Genomic DNA, 15432 nt, shown 5'->3' on the forward strand with positions numbered 1-15432 from the left:
CTAGCAGCCTAGAATGAGCCTTGAACATTAAGAGATGTTTGCTGCAAGGCGGGGTTACAAACAATGCTGCTGGACTTTATGTCCTTGATGCCGGCTATCGGCATCAGGTTTGGCCATGACTGACCGCCGGCTTTGAGGCGCTGGAGCATGCCGACAGATCGCTCTACGCCGCAAAACGCGGCGGCCGCAATCGAGTGGAATTCGATCGGCTGCGGCTCGCCAGCTAGATTAACCCGGTCAGCTCGCAAGCGCCTCGATCGGCGGGCAGGAGCAGACGAGATTGCGATCACCAGCCACGTTGTCGATACGCGATACGGGCGGCCAATACTTTGAAGCAAAATCCGCATTGCCCGAAGGGAAGGCAGCTTCCTGGCGCGAATAAGGATGAGCCCATTTTTCCGCAGTCAGTTCGCTCGCAGTATGTGGCGCATTGACAAGCGGATTGTCGTCCTTTGGCCATTCACCTTGCGCCACCTTGCGTGCCTCCCGGGCGATGGAGATCATTGCATCGCAGAAACGGTCCAGCTCTCCTTTAGGCTCCGATTCCGTTGGCTCCACCATGAGCGTGCCTGCTACCGGCCACGACATGGTCGGGGCATGGAAACCGTAGTCGATCAGCCGCTTGGCGATATCCTCCACTGTGACACCGGCGCTTTCCTTCAGGATTCGGGTATCGAGGATGCATTCGTGCGCCACACGATCGTTGCGCCCCTTGAAGAGCACGGGATAGTGCTCCTTCAGCCGGGTGGCGACATAGTTGGCGTTGAGGATTGCCAGTTCCGTTGCCTGTTTCAGGCCGGCCGCTCCCATCATGCGGATATACATCCATGTGATGGGCAGGATCGATGCGCTGCCGAATGGAGCCGCCGAGACGGCGTGGCGCGAGTCGCGCTCCACATGGCCGGGCAGGAAAGGTTTCAGGTGTTCCTTCACGCCGATCGGCCCGATGCCCGGCCCGCCGCCGCCATGCGGGATGCAGAAGGTCTTGTGCAGATTCATGTGACAGACATCGGCGCCGAGATCGCCGGGCCGCGCCAAGCCGACAAGCGCGTTGAGGTTGGCGCCGTCGAAATAGACCTGCCCGCCATGTTGGTGGATGAGAGCGCAAATATCCTTCACACCTTCCTCGAACACGCCATGGGTCGAGGGGTAGGTGAGCATCAGTGCCGCGAGCGTGTCGGAATACTGCTCCGCCTTGGCCTTGAGATCCTCGACGTCGATGTCGCCATCCTCCAGACAACGCACCACAACAACCCGCATGCCCGCCATGGAGGCGCTGGCCGGGTTGGTTCCATGCGCGGAGGAGGGGATCAGGCAGACATCACGCCCGCTTTGGCTGCGTCCGTGGTGATATCGCCGGATCGCCAGCAGACCGGCATATTCGCCCTGGCTGCCGGCATTTGGCTGCAAAGAAACCGCGTCGAAGCCGGTGATCTCGGCAAGCCAGCCTTCCAACTCGTCGGTCATGGCCCGATAACCGCGCGCATGCTTTTCCGGTGCGCAGGGGTGCAGATTGGCCACGCTCCGCCAGCTTACGGGCATCATCTCGGCTGCCGCGTTAAGCTTCATGGTGCATGAGCCGAGCGGGATCATCGCCCTGTCGAGCGCAAGATCCTTGTCCGCGAGACGCCGCAGGAAGCGCATCATCTCGGTCTCGGAGCGGTTTTCGTGAAAAACCGGCTGCGTCATGAAATGCCTGTCGCGCCGGATACCGGGCAGTGCCGGTTCGGCCTTCTCCGGGGCTGTTGCGTCGAACAGACCGGCGAGAGCCACGACATCGTCGTCGGTGGAAGTCTCGTCAAAGGTGATGCCGATGCGATCCGCATCAATCACACGGAGAAGCCTGCCGGTTTCTTCCGCCCTGGCGGCGATATCCTTGGCCTTTCCGGGCACGAGTGCGGTGATTGTATCGAAGAAGGGAGGTGCTCCGACTTTATATCCGGCAGCCTTGAGTCCTGCAGCGAATCTTGCCGTCAGCGCATGGATACGTTCCGCGATGGCGATCAGCCCTTCAGGCCCATGCCAGATGGCGTAGGCGGCTGCCATATTGGCCAGCAGGGCCTGCGCGGTGCAGATATTGGAAGTCGCCTTATCGCGGCGGATATGCTGCTCGCGCGTCTGGAGCGCCAATCGGTAACCAGGCCTTCCATGTGCATCGACAGATTGTCCCACGAGCCGGCCCGGCATGAGCCGGGTCAGCCTGTCCGAGACGGCGCAATACGCTGCATGCGGACCGCCATAGCCCATCGGCACGCCAAAGCGCTGCATTGAGCCGACGGCGATCTCTGCTCCCATTGTCGCCGGGGCATTGCTGACGGTCAAAGCCAACGGATCGGCGACGAAGACAACGATGGCGCCCGCTTCCTGTGCCTCCCTGATAGCAGCGGAATGGTCCGCAAAGGCGCCGTAGGTGTCCGGCCACGGGACGATCAGCGCAGCGGTATCACCGCTGATCTCGCCCTCGGTGATTTCGATGGCGAGTGGCTCGGCGCGCGTCCGCACCACGTCCAGCGTCTGCGGATGCAGTGGGCCAGCGATCACGACGCGATTGCGCTGGCTGCGGTGGTGACGCCATGCAATGCCTACGGCTTCCGCCACGGCGGTCGCTTCATCGAGCAACGAAGCGGAGGCGACAGGCAATCCCGTCAGTTCGGTCACCAGCGTCTGGAAATGAAAAAGCATTTCCAGCCGGCCCTGGCTGATCTCCGACTGGTAGGGTGTGTAGGCTGTATACCAGGCGGGGTTCTCGAACAGATTGCGCTGGATCACCGGCGGGACATGGCAGCCATGGTACCCGGCGCCGATGAAGCTTTTTAGAACCAGATTTTCTTCCATGCTCTTTCGCAATTCGTCCAGCGCCTCGGCCTCGCTTGCCGCCGGCGGCAATTGCAACGGTCGGTCAAGACGGATCGACTTCGGTACCGCTTGCGATATCAGCGTCTCGATAGAGGGAACTCCGAGCGTGGTGAGCATTGCTTTGATATCATCGGCACGGGGGCCGATATGGCGCGCGGCGAATTCCTGCTGGTTCTGCGGCATGATCGTCTCCTAGGCGAGCTTGGCCTTGTAGGCGGCTTCATCCATAAGGCCGTCCAGCTGACTTTCGTCCGAAAGCTTCATCTTCCAGAGCCAGCCGTTGCTTTCGGCGGACGAATTGACGAGCGAAGGGTCGCTTGACAGTTCCTGGTTACGCTCGGTCACTTCGCCGTCTACCGGCGCGTAGACGTCCGAGGCCGCCTTGACCGACTCGACTACAGCCACGGCGTCTCCTTTCGAAACCGCCTTTCCAGCTTCCGGCAGATCGACAAAGACGAGGTCACCCAATTGTTCCTGGGCGTAGTCCGTAATGCCCACGGTCGCTATGCCGTTCTCTACGCGCAGCCATTCGTGGTCTTCGGTGAAATAGGTTTTCGCCATGCTGGTCATCCTTTGCGGTAGCGATGCGGCGTGAATGGAAGGGGGTGGACGTCGATTGGGAGGCGGTTTCCGCGTACTTCCGCGAAAAGGCGCGTACCGGGTTCGGCCAGCGACTTGGGCACATAACCCATTGCGACCGGATGGTTGACGGAAGGGCCGAAGCCGCCTGACGTGACCCGGCCCGCGGGTTTTCCGTCGGCGTCAACGATAGGCGCGCCAGCGCGCACCGGCTGTCGTCCTTCAGGTTTCAGGCCAACGCGCTTTTCATCGGCGCCTTTTTGCAGGATTGAACTGAATACCTCCGCTCCACGAAACTTTGCAGCTTCACGGACATGCTTGGGAATGGCCCAGAGGAGCGCGGCGCTTGCCGGGTCGGTGCTCTCGTCGATGTCGTTGCCATGCAGGCACAGGCCAGCCTCCAGCCGCAGGCTGTCGCGTGCGGCAAGACCGATCCACATGACCCGCTCGTCGGCAAGGAGCTTTTCCGCAAGCGGTCGCGCTTCCTCCGATGGCAAGGCAATCTCGAAGCCGTCCTCGCCAGTGTAGCCGGAGCGGCTGATGAACCAGCCGGGTTGAGGTTCCATTCCTGTCATGAAGACAAGTCTGCCGAAATCCAGGCCAGCATCCTTGAGGGCTGATTCTGCCGCGGGCCCCTGGAGCGCGAGGAAAACCCGCTCTAGCGCTGTGACCGAGCAATTGAAATCCGCGGCGACGCTTTCGAACTCGGTCTTGTCGCGCGCTGCATTACCAGCATTGGCGACAACCATGAAACGGTCGCCGCCAAGCCTGGTGATGATCAGGTCGTCGATGATGCCGGCGCGCTCGTTCAGCAGGAACGTGTACTTGGATTGACCGGCAGGCAGACCTTCGGCATCGATCGGAGAGGCGCGCGACAGCATGGCGGCAGATTCCGGTCCCTCAACCGCGATGAGTTGCATATGCGAAATATCAAAAAGCCCCGCCTTTTCGCGCACATGAAGATGTTCCTTCATGACACCGGCAGGATAGGTGATAGGCATGTGCCAGCCGGCGAATGCGCCGAAACGAGCGCCTGCAGCCTCATGCATGTCCTCAAGGGGCAGATGTCTGGACGCTTCGGCTCCGCTCATACTTCCTCCAAAGTTGCACGCAAGCCGCAAAAGCGGCTCGATTCGTGCCCCTCTGTCGGAAGCCTGAGAGACTCGCGCGGCCGGAACCCTGTCGGCAACGCTTACACCTTCGGCGCGGGGCATCTGCCCCGACTTTCCAGAGTGTCTTGGCCCGTCTACGGTTCTTTTGCCTGAGAGATTTCGGGCGATTTCCCCTTCGGCGGCAGCTCTTCGCTGCTCTCTCCCACAGACAGGCAGGGTCAACGACCCTCGACGAATCGGAAGCTAGCCGATCACATGGCCAATGTCACGCAGGAAGGCGACTTCTACATTCTGGCAGAATAACGCTTGAGGTCCTCCTCGATCTGACCAATCAGTTGATTGCTCTCTTCCTGCAGCCGGCGCAGCCGCTCGAAATTGAGATGAACAGAGCGGGCAAGGTCGGCGTGAACGTCCTCCGACGGTGACGTGCCAACGCCGTAAAGGATCCATGAAGGGCTGACATTCAGGACGCCGGCGAGCATCGCCAGACGGTTGGCGCGCGGCTGTGAGCGGTCGCTTTCCCATGCCTGAATGGTGGAGGATTTGACGCCGAGGCGCCGTGCGAGTTGTGCGACCGTGAGGGAAGCAGCGTCGCGGGCGCGTGACAACCGGCCCCCCATTGTGTCGAGATCAGGTGTTTCGGAATAGATATTCGTGGTGTCAGACACCCGTTCAAACCTCCTGCGTGAATTTGGATTTCCCCGCGGGACGGGGCTTCGAGGCCCTAAAGCATGCAGGACCGGCCCGAAAATCGCAAGTTTTCCGACAAATTGTCGAAATTCTGCCTGTTCCCGCGCCTCAGGCGGTCAAGCGATCAGCATGCCAGCGCAGGTGATCTTCCATGAAACTGGAGATGAAGAAATAGGAATGGTCGTAGCCCTCGCGCATGTTCAGCGTCAGCGGGATGCCAGCCTTGCCGCATGCTTCTTCGAACAGCCAGGGGCGAAGACCGTTGTCGAGGAATCCGTCAGCCGTCCCCTGGTCGATCAGGAACTCGGAAAAGCGGTGGCCATCCTCCACCAGTGCGCAGGCGTCGTAAGCGCGCCATGCATCCTGATCGGGCCCGAGATATTTTTCGAAAGCACCTTTCGACCAATCCGCCGTCATGGGCTGGACGATCGGGGCAAAGGCGGAGCAACTGCGGAAGCGGTCCGGATGCTTCAGTGCAATTGTCAGTGCGCCGTGCCCGCCCATGGAATGGCCGAAGATAGCCTGCTTTTCCATATCGGCTGGAAATTCGTCTGCTACCAGGGCGGGCAACTCTTCGGTCACATATGAATACATGCGATAATTGGCGGAGTAGGGCTCCTGCGTCGCATCGAGATAGAAGCCGGCACCGGAACCGAACTGCCAATTGTCCTTCTCGTCCGGAATATCGGCCCCACGCGGGCTGGTGTCGGGGCAGATCACAATCAGGCCGAGCTCTGCTGCAAGGCGCCGATACTCACCTTTTTCCATGACATTAGCATGTGTACATGTGAGACCTGAAAGATACCAAAGCACCGGGCAGGGGCCCTCTTTCGCCTGCGGGGGGACAAAGACGGCGAAGGTCATCTCGCATTTGCAGGTGTCGGAGGCGTGGGAATAGACACCCTGGAAGCCGCCATGAGATTTAGCGATCGATATGGTTTTCATTCCAACTCCGATTTGTCCTGATTGGCTGAACCCCGCATGGCTCGTCTTGCCGCCTGATCGAGGGAACTCAGGAAGGCCGAACGGTCGCGGGCGGTGAAACTTGCATTGTAACCTTTGCTTTCACCTGTTTCGCGCAGATGTTGTTTCAGGTCGCGCATGGCGACCGCCATGCCGATGGTCTCCTGTGTAAACGGCCGTCCGTTCGGGCCTATGACATGGCATCCAAGGGCGACAGTCCGAGCAGCGAGCGGGATATCCGCTGTCACGACGATATCGTTCGGCGCCGCGTGATCGGCGATCCAGTCGTCAGCCGCATCCGCGCCCTTCGAGACGACGACATTGCGGACCATCGGATCGCGGGAAGGCCGTAAACCTCCGTTAGACACAAAGATCACTGCAAGCCCATGCCGTGCAGCGACCTTGACGACCTCCTCCTTTACCGGGCAGGCATCGGCATCGACATAGATAACCGGCCCAGCAGGAATGCCGGCCTTGTCAACCAAGCTGCCGCCTCGCCAGTTCCGCGCCTGCGCCCAGCGCCCGCAGCTTGCCTGCTGCGACTTCGCGCGGCAAGGGAGCCATGCCGCAATTGGTACAGGGCTGGATGCGCTCGGCCTCGGCATGTTTCAGAGCCTCGCCGATCACGGCGGCGACGGCTTCCGGCTCCTCTACCTTCGTCGAGGCGACGTCGATCGCGCCCACAAGCACGACCTTGTCCGACAGGAGTCCGATCAGCGACATCGGCACGCGTGAATTGGCGCATTCGAGTGACACCTGCTGGATGCCAGAGGCATTGAGGGCGGGAAATATCCGTTCATACTGACGCCATTCCTCGCCGAGCGTCGCCTTCCACTGAATGTTCGCCTCGATGCCATAGCCGTAGCAGATATGGACCGCAGTGGTGCATTTCAGGCCGCGTGCCGCGCGTTCCAGCGCCGCGATCCCCCATTCGTTGACTTCGTCCATGAAGACGTTGAAAGCAGGCTCATCGAACTGAATCACGTTGACCCCTTCCGCTTCCAGTTCCAGCGCTTCCTGATTGAGCACTTCGGCAAAGGCCATCGCCATATCCGCGCGCTTTCCGTAGTGGGCGTCGGCCAGCGTGTCGCAGATCGTCATCGGCCCCGGCAGGGTGAATTTCAGCTTCTTCCTGGTATGCGCCCGGCAGAAAGCGGCTTCCTGAGCGTGTACCGGCTGATCGCGGCGGATCGGGCCGGTCACCGTCGGCACATCAGCGACATAGCGGTTGTTGCGGATGCCCATCGGAGTCATCAGTTCCCAGTCGATGCCGGATAGCCGCTCGAGGAAGCCATGGACGAAATGACGCCTGAATTGTTCGCCGTCGCACACGATCTCGATGCCGGCATCCTCCTGCTCCTTGAGCCAGATGAGTGCGGCATCGCGTTTCGCTGCTTCGAGGGCCGCACCTTCATGCAGCCATTTCGGCCATAGCCGTTCCGTCTCTGCCAGCCATGCCGGCTTCGGCAGGCTGCCGGCGATGGTGGGAGGGAAAAGCATCTCAGTACACCACTACGCTTCGGATCGACTTGCCTTCGTGCATAAGGTCGAAGCCCTTGTTGATCTCGTCAAGACTGAGGGTGTGGGTGATCATTGGGTCGATCTCGATCTTGCCCTCCATGTACCAGTCAACAATCTTGGGCACGTCGGTGCGGCCGCGTGCGCCGCCAAAGGCCGTGCCCTTCCAGACGCGCCCGGTGACGAGCTGGAACGGCCGCGTGGAAATCTCCTGGCCGGCCCCGGCGACACCGATAATGATCGACTCTCCCCAACCGCGATGTGCTGATTCAAGGGCTTGGCGCATGACCTTCACGTTGCCTGTGCAATCGAAAGTATAGTCGGCGCCGCCGATCGTATCCGCACCCCGCTTCGTCAGATCGACGAGATAGGGTACCAGATCGCCTTCGATCTCGCTCGGGTTGACGAAGTGCGTCATGCCGAACTTCTCGCCCCAGGCCTTTTTATCGTTGTTCAGATCGACGCCGATGATCATATCTGCGCCGACGAGTCTGAGGCCCTGGATGACGTTGAGCCCGATGCCCCCGAGGCCGAAGACGATTGCCGTTGCGCCCGGCTCCACTTTTGCCGTGTTGATGACGGCGCCAACACCCGTGGTAACACCACAGCCAATGTAGCAGATCTTGTCGAAGGGCGCGTCCGGGTTGACCTTGGCCACAGCGATCTCGGGCAGCACGGTGAAATTAGAGAAGGTCGAGCAGCCCATATAGTGGAAGAGCTTTTCGCCATTGACGGAGAAGCGTGATGTGGCGTCCGGCATGAGGCCTTGGCCCTGCGTGGCGCGGATGGCGGTGCACAGATTGGTCTTGCGGGACAGGCAGGAGGGGCATTGCCGGCATTCGGGCGTGTAAAGCGGGATGACATGATCACCCTTCTTCACGCTGGTAACGCCCGGCCCGACATCAACCACCACGCCCGCTCCCTCATGACCAAGGATGGATGGGAAAATGCCTTCCGGATCGGCACCGGACAGCGTGAACTCGTCAGTGTGGCAGATACCGGTTGCCTTGACTTCAACGAGAACCTCGCCTTCGCGTGGACCGTCCAGGTCAACCTCCATGATCTCGAGCGGTTTTCCGGCGGCGACGGCTACGGCGGCACGGGTTTTCATTGGCGTTCTCCTAAGTTTATGTGCCCGGAAATGAAGTTTCAGGATTCTCGCAGCTATTCAACCGGTCTTGCCGAGGGGAATTGCCGCAGGGCAGGTCGTCGGTTTCATCCATTTGCTCTGCCCGTTCACGGTTGGGACCACTTTCAGCAGGCGTAGACCCGGTTTGCAAGTCCTTGCTCCACTTGAGCCCGTCGCGGGAAGTCCATAAAAGAAACCGTCTTCCGGAGGATCCGCCTGAACATGTTCAAGAAAATCCTGATTGCCAATCGCGGCGAGATCGCCTGCCGCGTGATCAAATCGGCCAAGAAGATGGGCATCGCCACGGTAGCGGTCTATTCCGACGCCGACCGCGACGCAATCCATGTCGAGATGGCAGACGAGGCCGTGCATATCGGGCCCGCGCCGGCCGCCCAAAGCTATCTCATCGCTGAAAAGATTATAGAAGCCTGCAAGGCGACAGGCGCGGAGGCGGTCCATCCCGGCTACGGTTTCCTTTCCGAGCGGGCCTCATTCTGCGAGGCTCTGGAGCAGCTAGGAATCGTCTTCATCGGTCCCAAGCCCAAGGCGATCACCGCCATGGGCGACAAGATCGAATCGAAGAAATTCGCCAATGCCGCAAAGGTGAATACCGTTCCGGGCTTTCTGGGCGTGATCGAGAGCGCCGAACATGCGCAAAAGATTGCGGACGAGATCGGCTATCCGGTGATGATCAAGGCTTCGGCAGGCGGTGGCGGCAAGGGCATGCGTATCGCCTGGAATGCGGACGAAGTGCGAGACGGTTTCGACCGCGCCCGCTCGGAAGCGAAAAGCTCTTTCGGCGACGACCGGGTCTTCATCGAGAAATTCATCGTAGAACCGCGCCACATCGAGATCCAGGTGCTGGCAGACGCCCACGGCAACTGCATCTATCTCGGCGAGCGCGAATGTTCGATCCAGCGCCGTAACCAGAAGGTCGTCGAGGAGGCGCCATCGCCCTTCCTCGATGAGAAGACCCGCAAGGCCATGGGCGAGCAGGCTGTGGCACTGGCCAAGGCAGTAGACTACCAGAGCGCCGGCACGGTGGAATTCATAGTCGACAGGAACAAGAACTTCTATTTCCTTGAAATGAATACACGTTTGCAGGTCGAGCATCCGGTGACGGAGCTTGTTACCGGCATCGATCTGGTCGAAGAGATGATCCGCATAGCGGCAGGCGAGAAGCTGACGATCGGCCAAGAGGACGTGAAGCTGAACGGTTGGGCGGTGGAAAGCAGGCTCTATGCGGAGGATCCGTTCCGCAATTTCCTGCCTTCCATCGGCAGGCTGACGCGCTATCGCCCGCCCGAAGAAGGCCATCACGGCGATATCATCGTGCGCAACGATACGGGTGTGACCGAAGGCTCGGAGATATCGATGTTCTACGATCCGATGATCGCCAAGCTCTGCACCTGGGCCCCGGATCGGATGAGCGCGATCGATGCCATGTCGAACGCCCTGGACCAGTTCGTCGTTGACGGCATTGAACACAATATTCCCTTCCTTGCAGCACTCATGCGTCATCCGCGCTGGCGCGAAGGCAGGCTTTCGACGGGCTTTATCGCGGAAGAATATCCAGACGGTTTCGAACCCCAAAAACCGTCGGAGGAGGAGCGCAAGGTGGTGGCAGGCATCGCGCTTGCCGTAGAACTTCTGCGGCGGGACAGGCTGGATCGCCTGCCGGGCCGGCTCGCGCCTCATTCAGGCGAGCTGAAGCGGGACTGGGTCGTGAAAGTGAACCACGACTATGTGGACATGTCGGTTGTCGAGGGGATGGTTTCCATTCCGCTGGAAATCGACATCGCTGCCGATGGCGRCAAGCCGATGACCGTCGCCTCTGATTGGCGGCCTGGCGAACCTGTCTGGAACGGGACGGTGAACGGCAGAAAGGTGGCGGCGCAACTGCGTCCGGTGCTAAACGGCACGAGGATCGCGTGGCAGGGGATTTCGGTGAAGACGCGCGTCATGTTGCCGAAAACAGCGGAACTGGACAGGCTGATGCCTGTCAAACTGCCGCCCGATACCTCCAAGATGCTGCTGTGCCCCATGCCGGGACTGGTCGTTTCCGTGGCGGTAACGGAGGGCCAGGAAGTCAAGACCGGGGAGACACTGGCCGTGGTGGAGGCGATGAAGATGGAGAACGTCCTTCGTGCAGAACGCGATCTGACGGTAGCCAAGATCAACGCCAAGCCGGGCGACAGCCTGGCCGTGGACGCGGTCATCATGGAGTTTGCCTGATTTGGAAGAACTTCCGGCGCGTGCGGCGATCCTCTTTGATCTCGACGGAACCCTGACGGATCCGTTCATTGGAATCACAAGGTCCATTCAGTACGCCATGGAAGCGCTCGGCCGTGCGGCTCCTGCGGCAGATGATCTGCGCTGGTGCATCGGCCCGCCGTTGCACGCCTCCTTTCCAAAGCTTCTCGGGACCGACGATCAGGCGCTTGTAGAGGAAGCGGTGCGGCTTTACCGCGAACGCTATTCTGATATCGGAAAGTTTGAAAACAGCCTTATAGAGGGTATCCCGGAGACGCTTTCGCGCCTGGCCGATGGGGGCCATCAGATGTTCGTCGCGACCTCGAAGCTTTCCACCTATGCCAACGAGATCATCGAGCATTTCGGGCTCAGAAAATACTTCAAGGCGCTGTATGGTTCAGGCCTCGATGGCAGGCATGCTGACAAGACCGAGCTGATTGCGCATCTTCTCGAAAGTGAAAGTCTGGACCCGGAACGATGCACGATGATCGGCGACCGGTCGCATGACGTCCTTGGCGCGAATGCCAATAAAACCCGCTCGATCGGTGTGTTGTGGGGATACGGTGATCGTCAGGAGCTTGAAAGCGCGGGCGCTGGTTTGATTGTGGAAAGGCCGCAGGAACTGCCGGGCCTCGTGGCATCACGCCGATTGCCTGACGGCAGGTTTCCTGGGTATCAATGACGGGTGTTTCTGGACATGAGCGCGAGCGTCCGGGACAATGTCATCCATCGATGACGATTCCTCAGGCGGTACGGATAGAATGACAGGCGAGCGGCCACCCCGCGATCCTTTGAAACGTGAAATCTTGGCGGCTACGGAAACAGATACAACCACATCTGCAAGGCCGTTCATCCATTTGCGTGTTCATTCGGCCTATTCGCTGCTTGAAGGCGCTCTGCCGCTCGGCAAGATCATTGGGCATGCAATCGCCGACAATGCGCCGGCGATTGCCATCTCGGACACCAACAATCTTTTCGGCGCCCTCGAGTTCAGTCAGAAAGCCTCCAAGGAAGGTGTACAGCCGATCATCGGCTGTCAGTTGAGCGTGGCTTTCGACAGCGGTGGCGGCACCCGCCATGGGCATCAGCGGCGCTCCGGACCGGAGCTTTTTCCAGTCGTCCTCATCGCCGGGACGGAAACCGGCTATGCCAATCTCGTCAAGCTGGTCAGCCGCGCCTATCTCGAGACACCCGTAGGCGAGCCGCCACATGTGCAGGCAACCTGGCTACGGGACCTTGCAGAAGGGCTTATCTGCTTGACCGGCGGTCCGCGCGGCCCGATTGGTTCAGCTCTCCGGCAGGATCGGCAGGATGTCGCCGAGCAGCGGTTGCTGGGACTCAAGGAGATTTATGGCGACCGGCTTTATGTCGAACTGGAGCGGCTCACGGGCTACGATCGCATGGTCGAGGCAGCCACGATCGAGCTTGCCTATACCCATGATCTGCCATTGGTGGCGACGAACGAAGCCTTCTTCCCCGTGCGCGAGGACTATGACGCACATGACGCGCTGATCGCCATTGCAGAAGGCTCCGTCATCGCCGTTGACGACCGCCGCCGCCTGACGCCGGACAATTACCTGAAAAGCCAGGCGGAAATGTCGGCGCTCTTTGCCGATCTTCCCGAGGCGATCGACAATACCGTCGAGATCGCCATGCGCTGCTCCTATTATGTCGGTACGCGCAAGCCCATCCTGCCGCGCTTCACGACGGGCGTCAGCACCGATCCGGAAGCTGCCGAGAAAGCCGAGGCAGACGAGTTACGGCGTCAGGCCCGGGAAGGTCTGCAGATGCGGCTGGCGAAGCACGGACCGAGCGCCGGGTACACTGCGGAGCAATATGCCGAGCGACTGGAATATGAGCTCGGCATTATCGAGAGCATGAAGTTTCCCGGCTACTTCCTGATCGTTGCCGACTTCATCAAATGGGCGAAGGCGCAAGGGATTCCCGTCGGTCCGGGACGCGGCTCCGGCGCGGGCTCGCTTGTTGCCTACGCGCTGACAATTACTGACATTGACCCACTGCGCTTCTCGCTGCTGTTCGAACGCTTCCTCAACCCGGACCGCGTGTCGATGCCGGACTTCGACATTGATTTCTGCCAGGACAGGCGGGACGAGGTCATTCGTTACGTCCAGGAGAAATACGGCCGCGATCAGGTGGCGCAGATCATTACTTTCGGTACCTTGCAGGCGCGCGCGGTGCTGCGGGATGTCGGTCGCGTACTGCAGATGCCCTACAGCCAGGTGGATAGGCTCTGCAAGATGGTGCCGCAGAATCCCGCCAATCCGGTGACGCTCGCCAAGGCGATTGAAGGGGAGCCGCGTTTTGCCGAGGAGGTCGAGAAGGAGCCGATCGTTGGCACGCTCCTTGAAATGGCGCAGAAGCTGGAAGGGCTCTACCGCCATGCATCGACCCATGCCGCTGGCATCGTGATCGGCGATCGGCCGCTGTCGGAACTGGTGCCTATGTATCGCGATCCGCGATCCGACATGCCGGTGACTCAGTTCAACATGAAATGGGTGGAGCAGGCGGGGCTAGTGAAGTTCGACTTCCTGGGCCTCAAGACTCTCACGGTGCTCCAGACCGCGGTAAAGCTCATTGCCCGGCGCGGCATTGATATCGACTTGTCGAGCATACCGCTCGACGACGAGAAGACCTATGCCATGCTGTCGCGCGGCGAGACGGTCGGCATCTTCCAGGTGGAAAGCGCGGGCATGCGCAAGGCGCTGATCGGCATGCGCCCGGACTGCATCGAGGATATCATCGCCCTGGTTGCCCTGTACCGGCCGGGACCGATGGAGAACATCCCCACCTATAATGCCCGCAAGCATGGCGATGAGGAAACGGCGTCGATCCATCCAAAAATCGACCATCTGGTGAAGGAGACGCAGGGCGTCATCGTTTACCAGGAACAGGTGATGCAAATCGCGCAGGAACTCGCCGGCTACTCGCTGGGGGAAGCGGATCTCCTGCGTCGCGCCATGGGCAAGAAGATCCGCGCGGAGATGGACAAACAACGCGTGCGCTTCGTTGAGGGCGCAGTGGAGCGTGGCGTTGACCGCAAGCAGGCCGACTTCATCTTCGACCTTCTGGCGAAATTCGCCGACTACGGCTTCAACAAGAGCCACGCGGCGGCTTATGCGATTGTCTCTTACCAGACAGCCTATCTGAAGGCGCACTATCCGGTCGAGTTCCTTGCTGCTTCGATGACCTATGATATGTCGAACAGCGACAAGCTGAACGACTTCCGTCGCGATGCCATGCGCCTCGGCATCGAAGTGGTGTTGCCTTCGGTGATGACGAGCTACCGCGACTTTGAGGTCGGAGAGAACCGCATCTACTATTCGCTGGCCGCCATCAAGGGCGTCGGTGATGCAGCAGTGGAGCACATAGTCGCGCGCCGTGCTGAAAAGCCTTTCGAAAGCCTCGAAGATTTCTGTCAGCGCATCGATCCGAAGATTGTCGGCAAGCGGGTACTGGAAAGCCTCATCTCGGCCGGAGCGCTCGATTGCTTCGGCCATGATCGCGCGACCCTGTTCGCTGGTGTCGACAGGCTGATGGGGCTGGCTGCCCGCGCTACCGAGGATGCCGCGATCGGGCAGGGCGACATCTTCGGCATGGCGGGAGCGGCCGAGCCGCAAAAGCTCCATCTGCCTGCCGCCGATCCTTGGCTGCCGGCGGAAAAGCTGCACCGTGAGTTCCAGGCTGTCGGTTGCTATTTGTCGGCCCATCCGCTCGATGAATATGCCTCGACGCTCGAGAAGATGCGCGTGCAAAACTGGGTCGAATTCCAGGCTGCGGTGAAGCGCGGGGCGACTGCAGGCAGGCTTGCCGGCACGGTGACCATGAAACAGGAGCGCAAGACGCGCACCGGCAACAAGATGGGCATAGTGCAACTTTCGGATACCACTGGACAATATGAGGCCGTGCTGTTCTCCGAGAGCCTCGCACAATATCGCGATCTTCTTGAGCCGGGCCGGTCGATCGTCATCACCGTTTCGGCCGAGGACAGGCCGGAGGGCGTCAATTTGCGCATCCAGAGCGTGCAGTCGCTGGAGGAGGAGGCAAGCCGCATGCAGAAGGCCCTGCGGGTCTATCTCCGCGACAGCACGCCTTTGCCGGCAATATCGGCAACCCTGCCGGCACAGGGTGACGGGCAGGTGAGCTTCATCGTCATCAAAGAAGGTGGGGCCGGCGAGGTCGAGATCGAGTTGCCGAACCGCTACCGCATTTCGCCTTCTCTGGCTTCGGCAATGCGTGCGGTGCCGGGCGTCGTGGAGGTCGAACTGGTCTGAACCAGCGGCGTTTGAGCATCAGTTCGGACGCACAAAACAT

At 60.3% G+C, this 15432-nt stretch carries 11 protein-coding genes and 1 riboswitch; of the genes, 3 read left to right on the top strand and 8 right to left on the bottom strand.

Annotated elements, in window-relative coordinates:
- Positions 1-237: 237 nt before the first annotated feature.
- The 8 genes from gcvP to L598_RS04335 all read right to left on the bottom strand — a co-directional run bounded on the left by gcvP (position 238) and on the right by L598_RS04335 (position 8829).
- Positions 238-3039: an aminomethyl-transferring glycine dehydrogenase gene (gcvP, locus tag L598_RS04300; RefSeq protein WP_144860733.1), complete on the bottom strand. Its 2802-nt coding sequence runs from the start codon at positions 3037-3039 to the stop codon at positions 238-240.
- A gap of 9 nt (positions 3040-3048) precedes the next feature.
- Complete coding sequence (gene gcvH / locus L598_RS04305; RefSeq protein ID WP_144860734.1) at positions 3049-3417, bottom strand: glycine cleavage system protein GcvH; 369 nt, start codon at positions 3415-3417, stop codon at positions 3049-3051.
- Between the two features lie 5 nt (positions 3418-3422).
- Complete coding sequence (gene gcvT / locus L598_RS04310; RefSeq protein WP_144860735.1) at positions 3423-4526, bottom strand: glycine cleavage system aminomethyltransferase GcvT; 1104 nt, start codon at positions 4524-4526, stop codon at positions 3423-3425.
- Between the two features lie 148 nt (positions 4527-4674).
- Positions 4675-4762, bottom strand: a riboswitch (glycine riboswitch).
- 69 nt (positions 4763-4831) lie between these two features.
- Positions 4832-5215, bottom strand: coding sequence for a helix-turn-helix domain-containing protein (locus L598_RS04315; protein WP_144860736.1), 384 nt, complete (start codon positions 5213-5215; stop codon positions 4832-4834).
- A 130-nt stretch (positions 5216-5345) separates the two neighbouring features.
- A complete protein-coding gene (gene fghA / locus L598_RS04320; protein ID WP_144860737.1) occupies positions 5346-6182 on the bottom strand; it encodes an S-formylglutathione hydrolase in 837 nt (278 codons plus the stop codon).
- A complete protein-coding gene (locus L598_RS04325; RefSeq protein ID WP_144860810.1) occupies positions 6179-6667 on the bottom strand; it encodes a YaiI/YqxD family protein in 489 nt (162 codons plus the stop codon). Before L598_RS04325 ends, fghA begins: the two co-directional genes overlap by 4 nt.
- A 10-nt stretch (positions 6668-6677) precedes the next feature.
- Positions 6678-7700 (bottom strand): methionine synthase, encoded by a 1023-nt coding sequence (locus tag L598_RS04330; RefSeq protein ID WP_144860738.1) that lies wholly within the window; start codon positions 7698-7700, stop codon positions 6678-6680.
- 1 nt (position 7701) lies between these two features.
- Positions 7702-8829, bottom strand: coding sequence for an S-(hydroxymethyl)glutathione dehydrogenase/class III alcohol dehydrogenase (locus L598_RS04335; protein ID WP_144860739.1), 1128 nt, complete (start codon positions 8827-8829; stop codon positions 7702-7704).
- Positions 8830-9069: 240 nt separating this feature from the next.
- Here L598_RS04335 and L598_RS04340 point away from each other — a divergent pair, with 240 nt between their 5' ends.
- The 3 genes from L598_RS04340 to dnaE all read left to right on the top strand — a co-directional run bounded on the left by L598_RS04340 (position 9070) and on the right by dnaE (position 15392).
- Positions 9070-11082, top strand: a complete 2013-nt coding sequence (locus tag L598_RS04340; RefSeq protein ID WP_144860740.1) for an acetyl/propionyl/methylcrotonyl-CoA carboxylase subunit alpha — start codon at positions 9070-9072, stop codon at positions 11080-11082.
- A 1-nt stretch (position 11083) separates the two neighbouring features.
- Positions 11084-11782 (top strand): HAD family hydrolase, encoded by a 699-nt coding sequence (locus L598_RS04345; RefSeq protein ID WP_144860741.1) that lies wholly within the window; start codon positions 11084-11086, stop codon positions 11780-11782.
- A gap of 79 nt (positions 11783-11861) precedes the next feature.
- Positions 11862-15392, top strand: coding sequence for a DNA polymerase III subunit alpha (gene dnaE, locus L598_RS04350; protein ID WP_144860742.1), 3531 nt, complete (start codon positions 11862-11864; stop codon positions 15390-15392).
- The last annotated feature ends 40 nt before the right edge of the window (positions 15393-15432 follow it).

It is taken from the genome of Mesorhizobium sp. J18, from assembly GCF_007829525.1.
In the GTDB taxonomy this organism is placed as follows: domain Bacteria; phylum Pseudomonadota; class Alphaproteobacteria; order Rhizobiales; family Rhizobiaceae; genus VLJP01.

Excerpts from the sequence above, each read along its gene's own strand:
- gcvP (WP_144860733.1), bottom strand. The coding sequence starts at position 3,039 with ATGCCGCAGAACCAGCAGGAATTCGCCGCGCGCCATATCGGCCCCCGT.
- gcvH (WP_144860734.1), bottom strand. The coding sequence starts at position 3,417 with ATGGCGAAAACCTATTTCACCGAAGACCACGAATGGCTGCGCGTAGAG.
- gcvT (WP_144860735.1), bottom strand. The coding sequence starts at position 4,526 with ATGAGCGGAGCCGAAGCGTCCAGACATCTGCCCCTTGAGGACATGCAT.
- fghA (WP_144860737.1), bottom strand. The coding sequence starts at position 6,182 with ATGAAAACCATATCGATCGCTAAATCTCATGGCGGCTTCCAGGGTGTC.
- L598_RS04330 (WP_144860738.1), bottom strand. The coding sequence starts at position 7,700 with ATGCTTTTCCCTCCCACCATCGCCGGCAGCCTGCCGAAGCCGGCATGG.
- L598_RS04335 (WP_144860739.1), bottom strand. The coding sequence starts at position 8,829 with ATGAAAACCCGTGCCGCCGTAGCCGTCGCCGCCGGAAAACCGCTCGAG.
- dnaE (WP_144860742.1), top strand. The coding sequence starts at position 11,862 with ATGACAGGCGAGCGGCCACCCCGCGATCCTTTGAAACGTGAAATCTTG.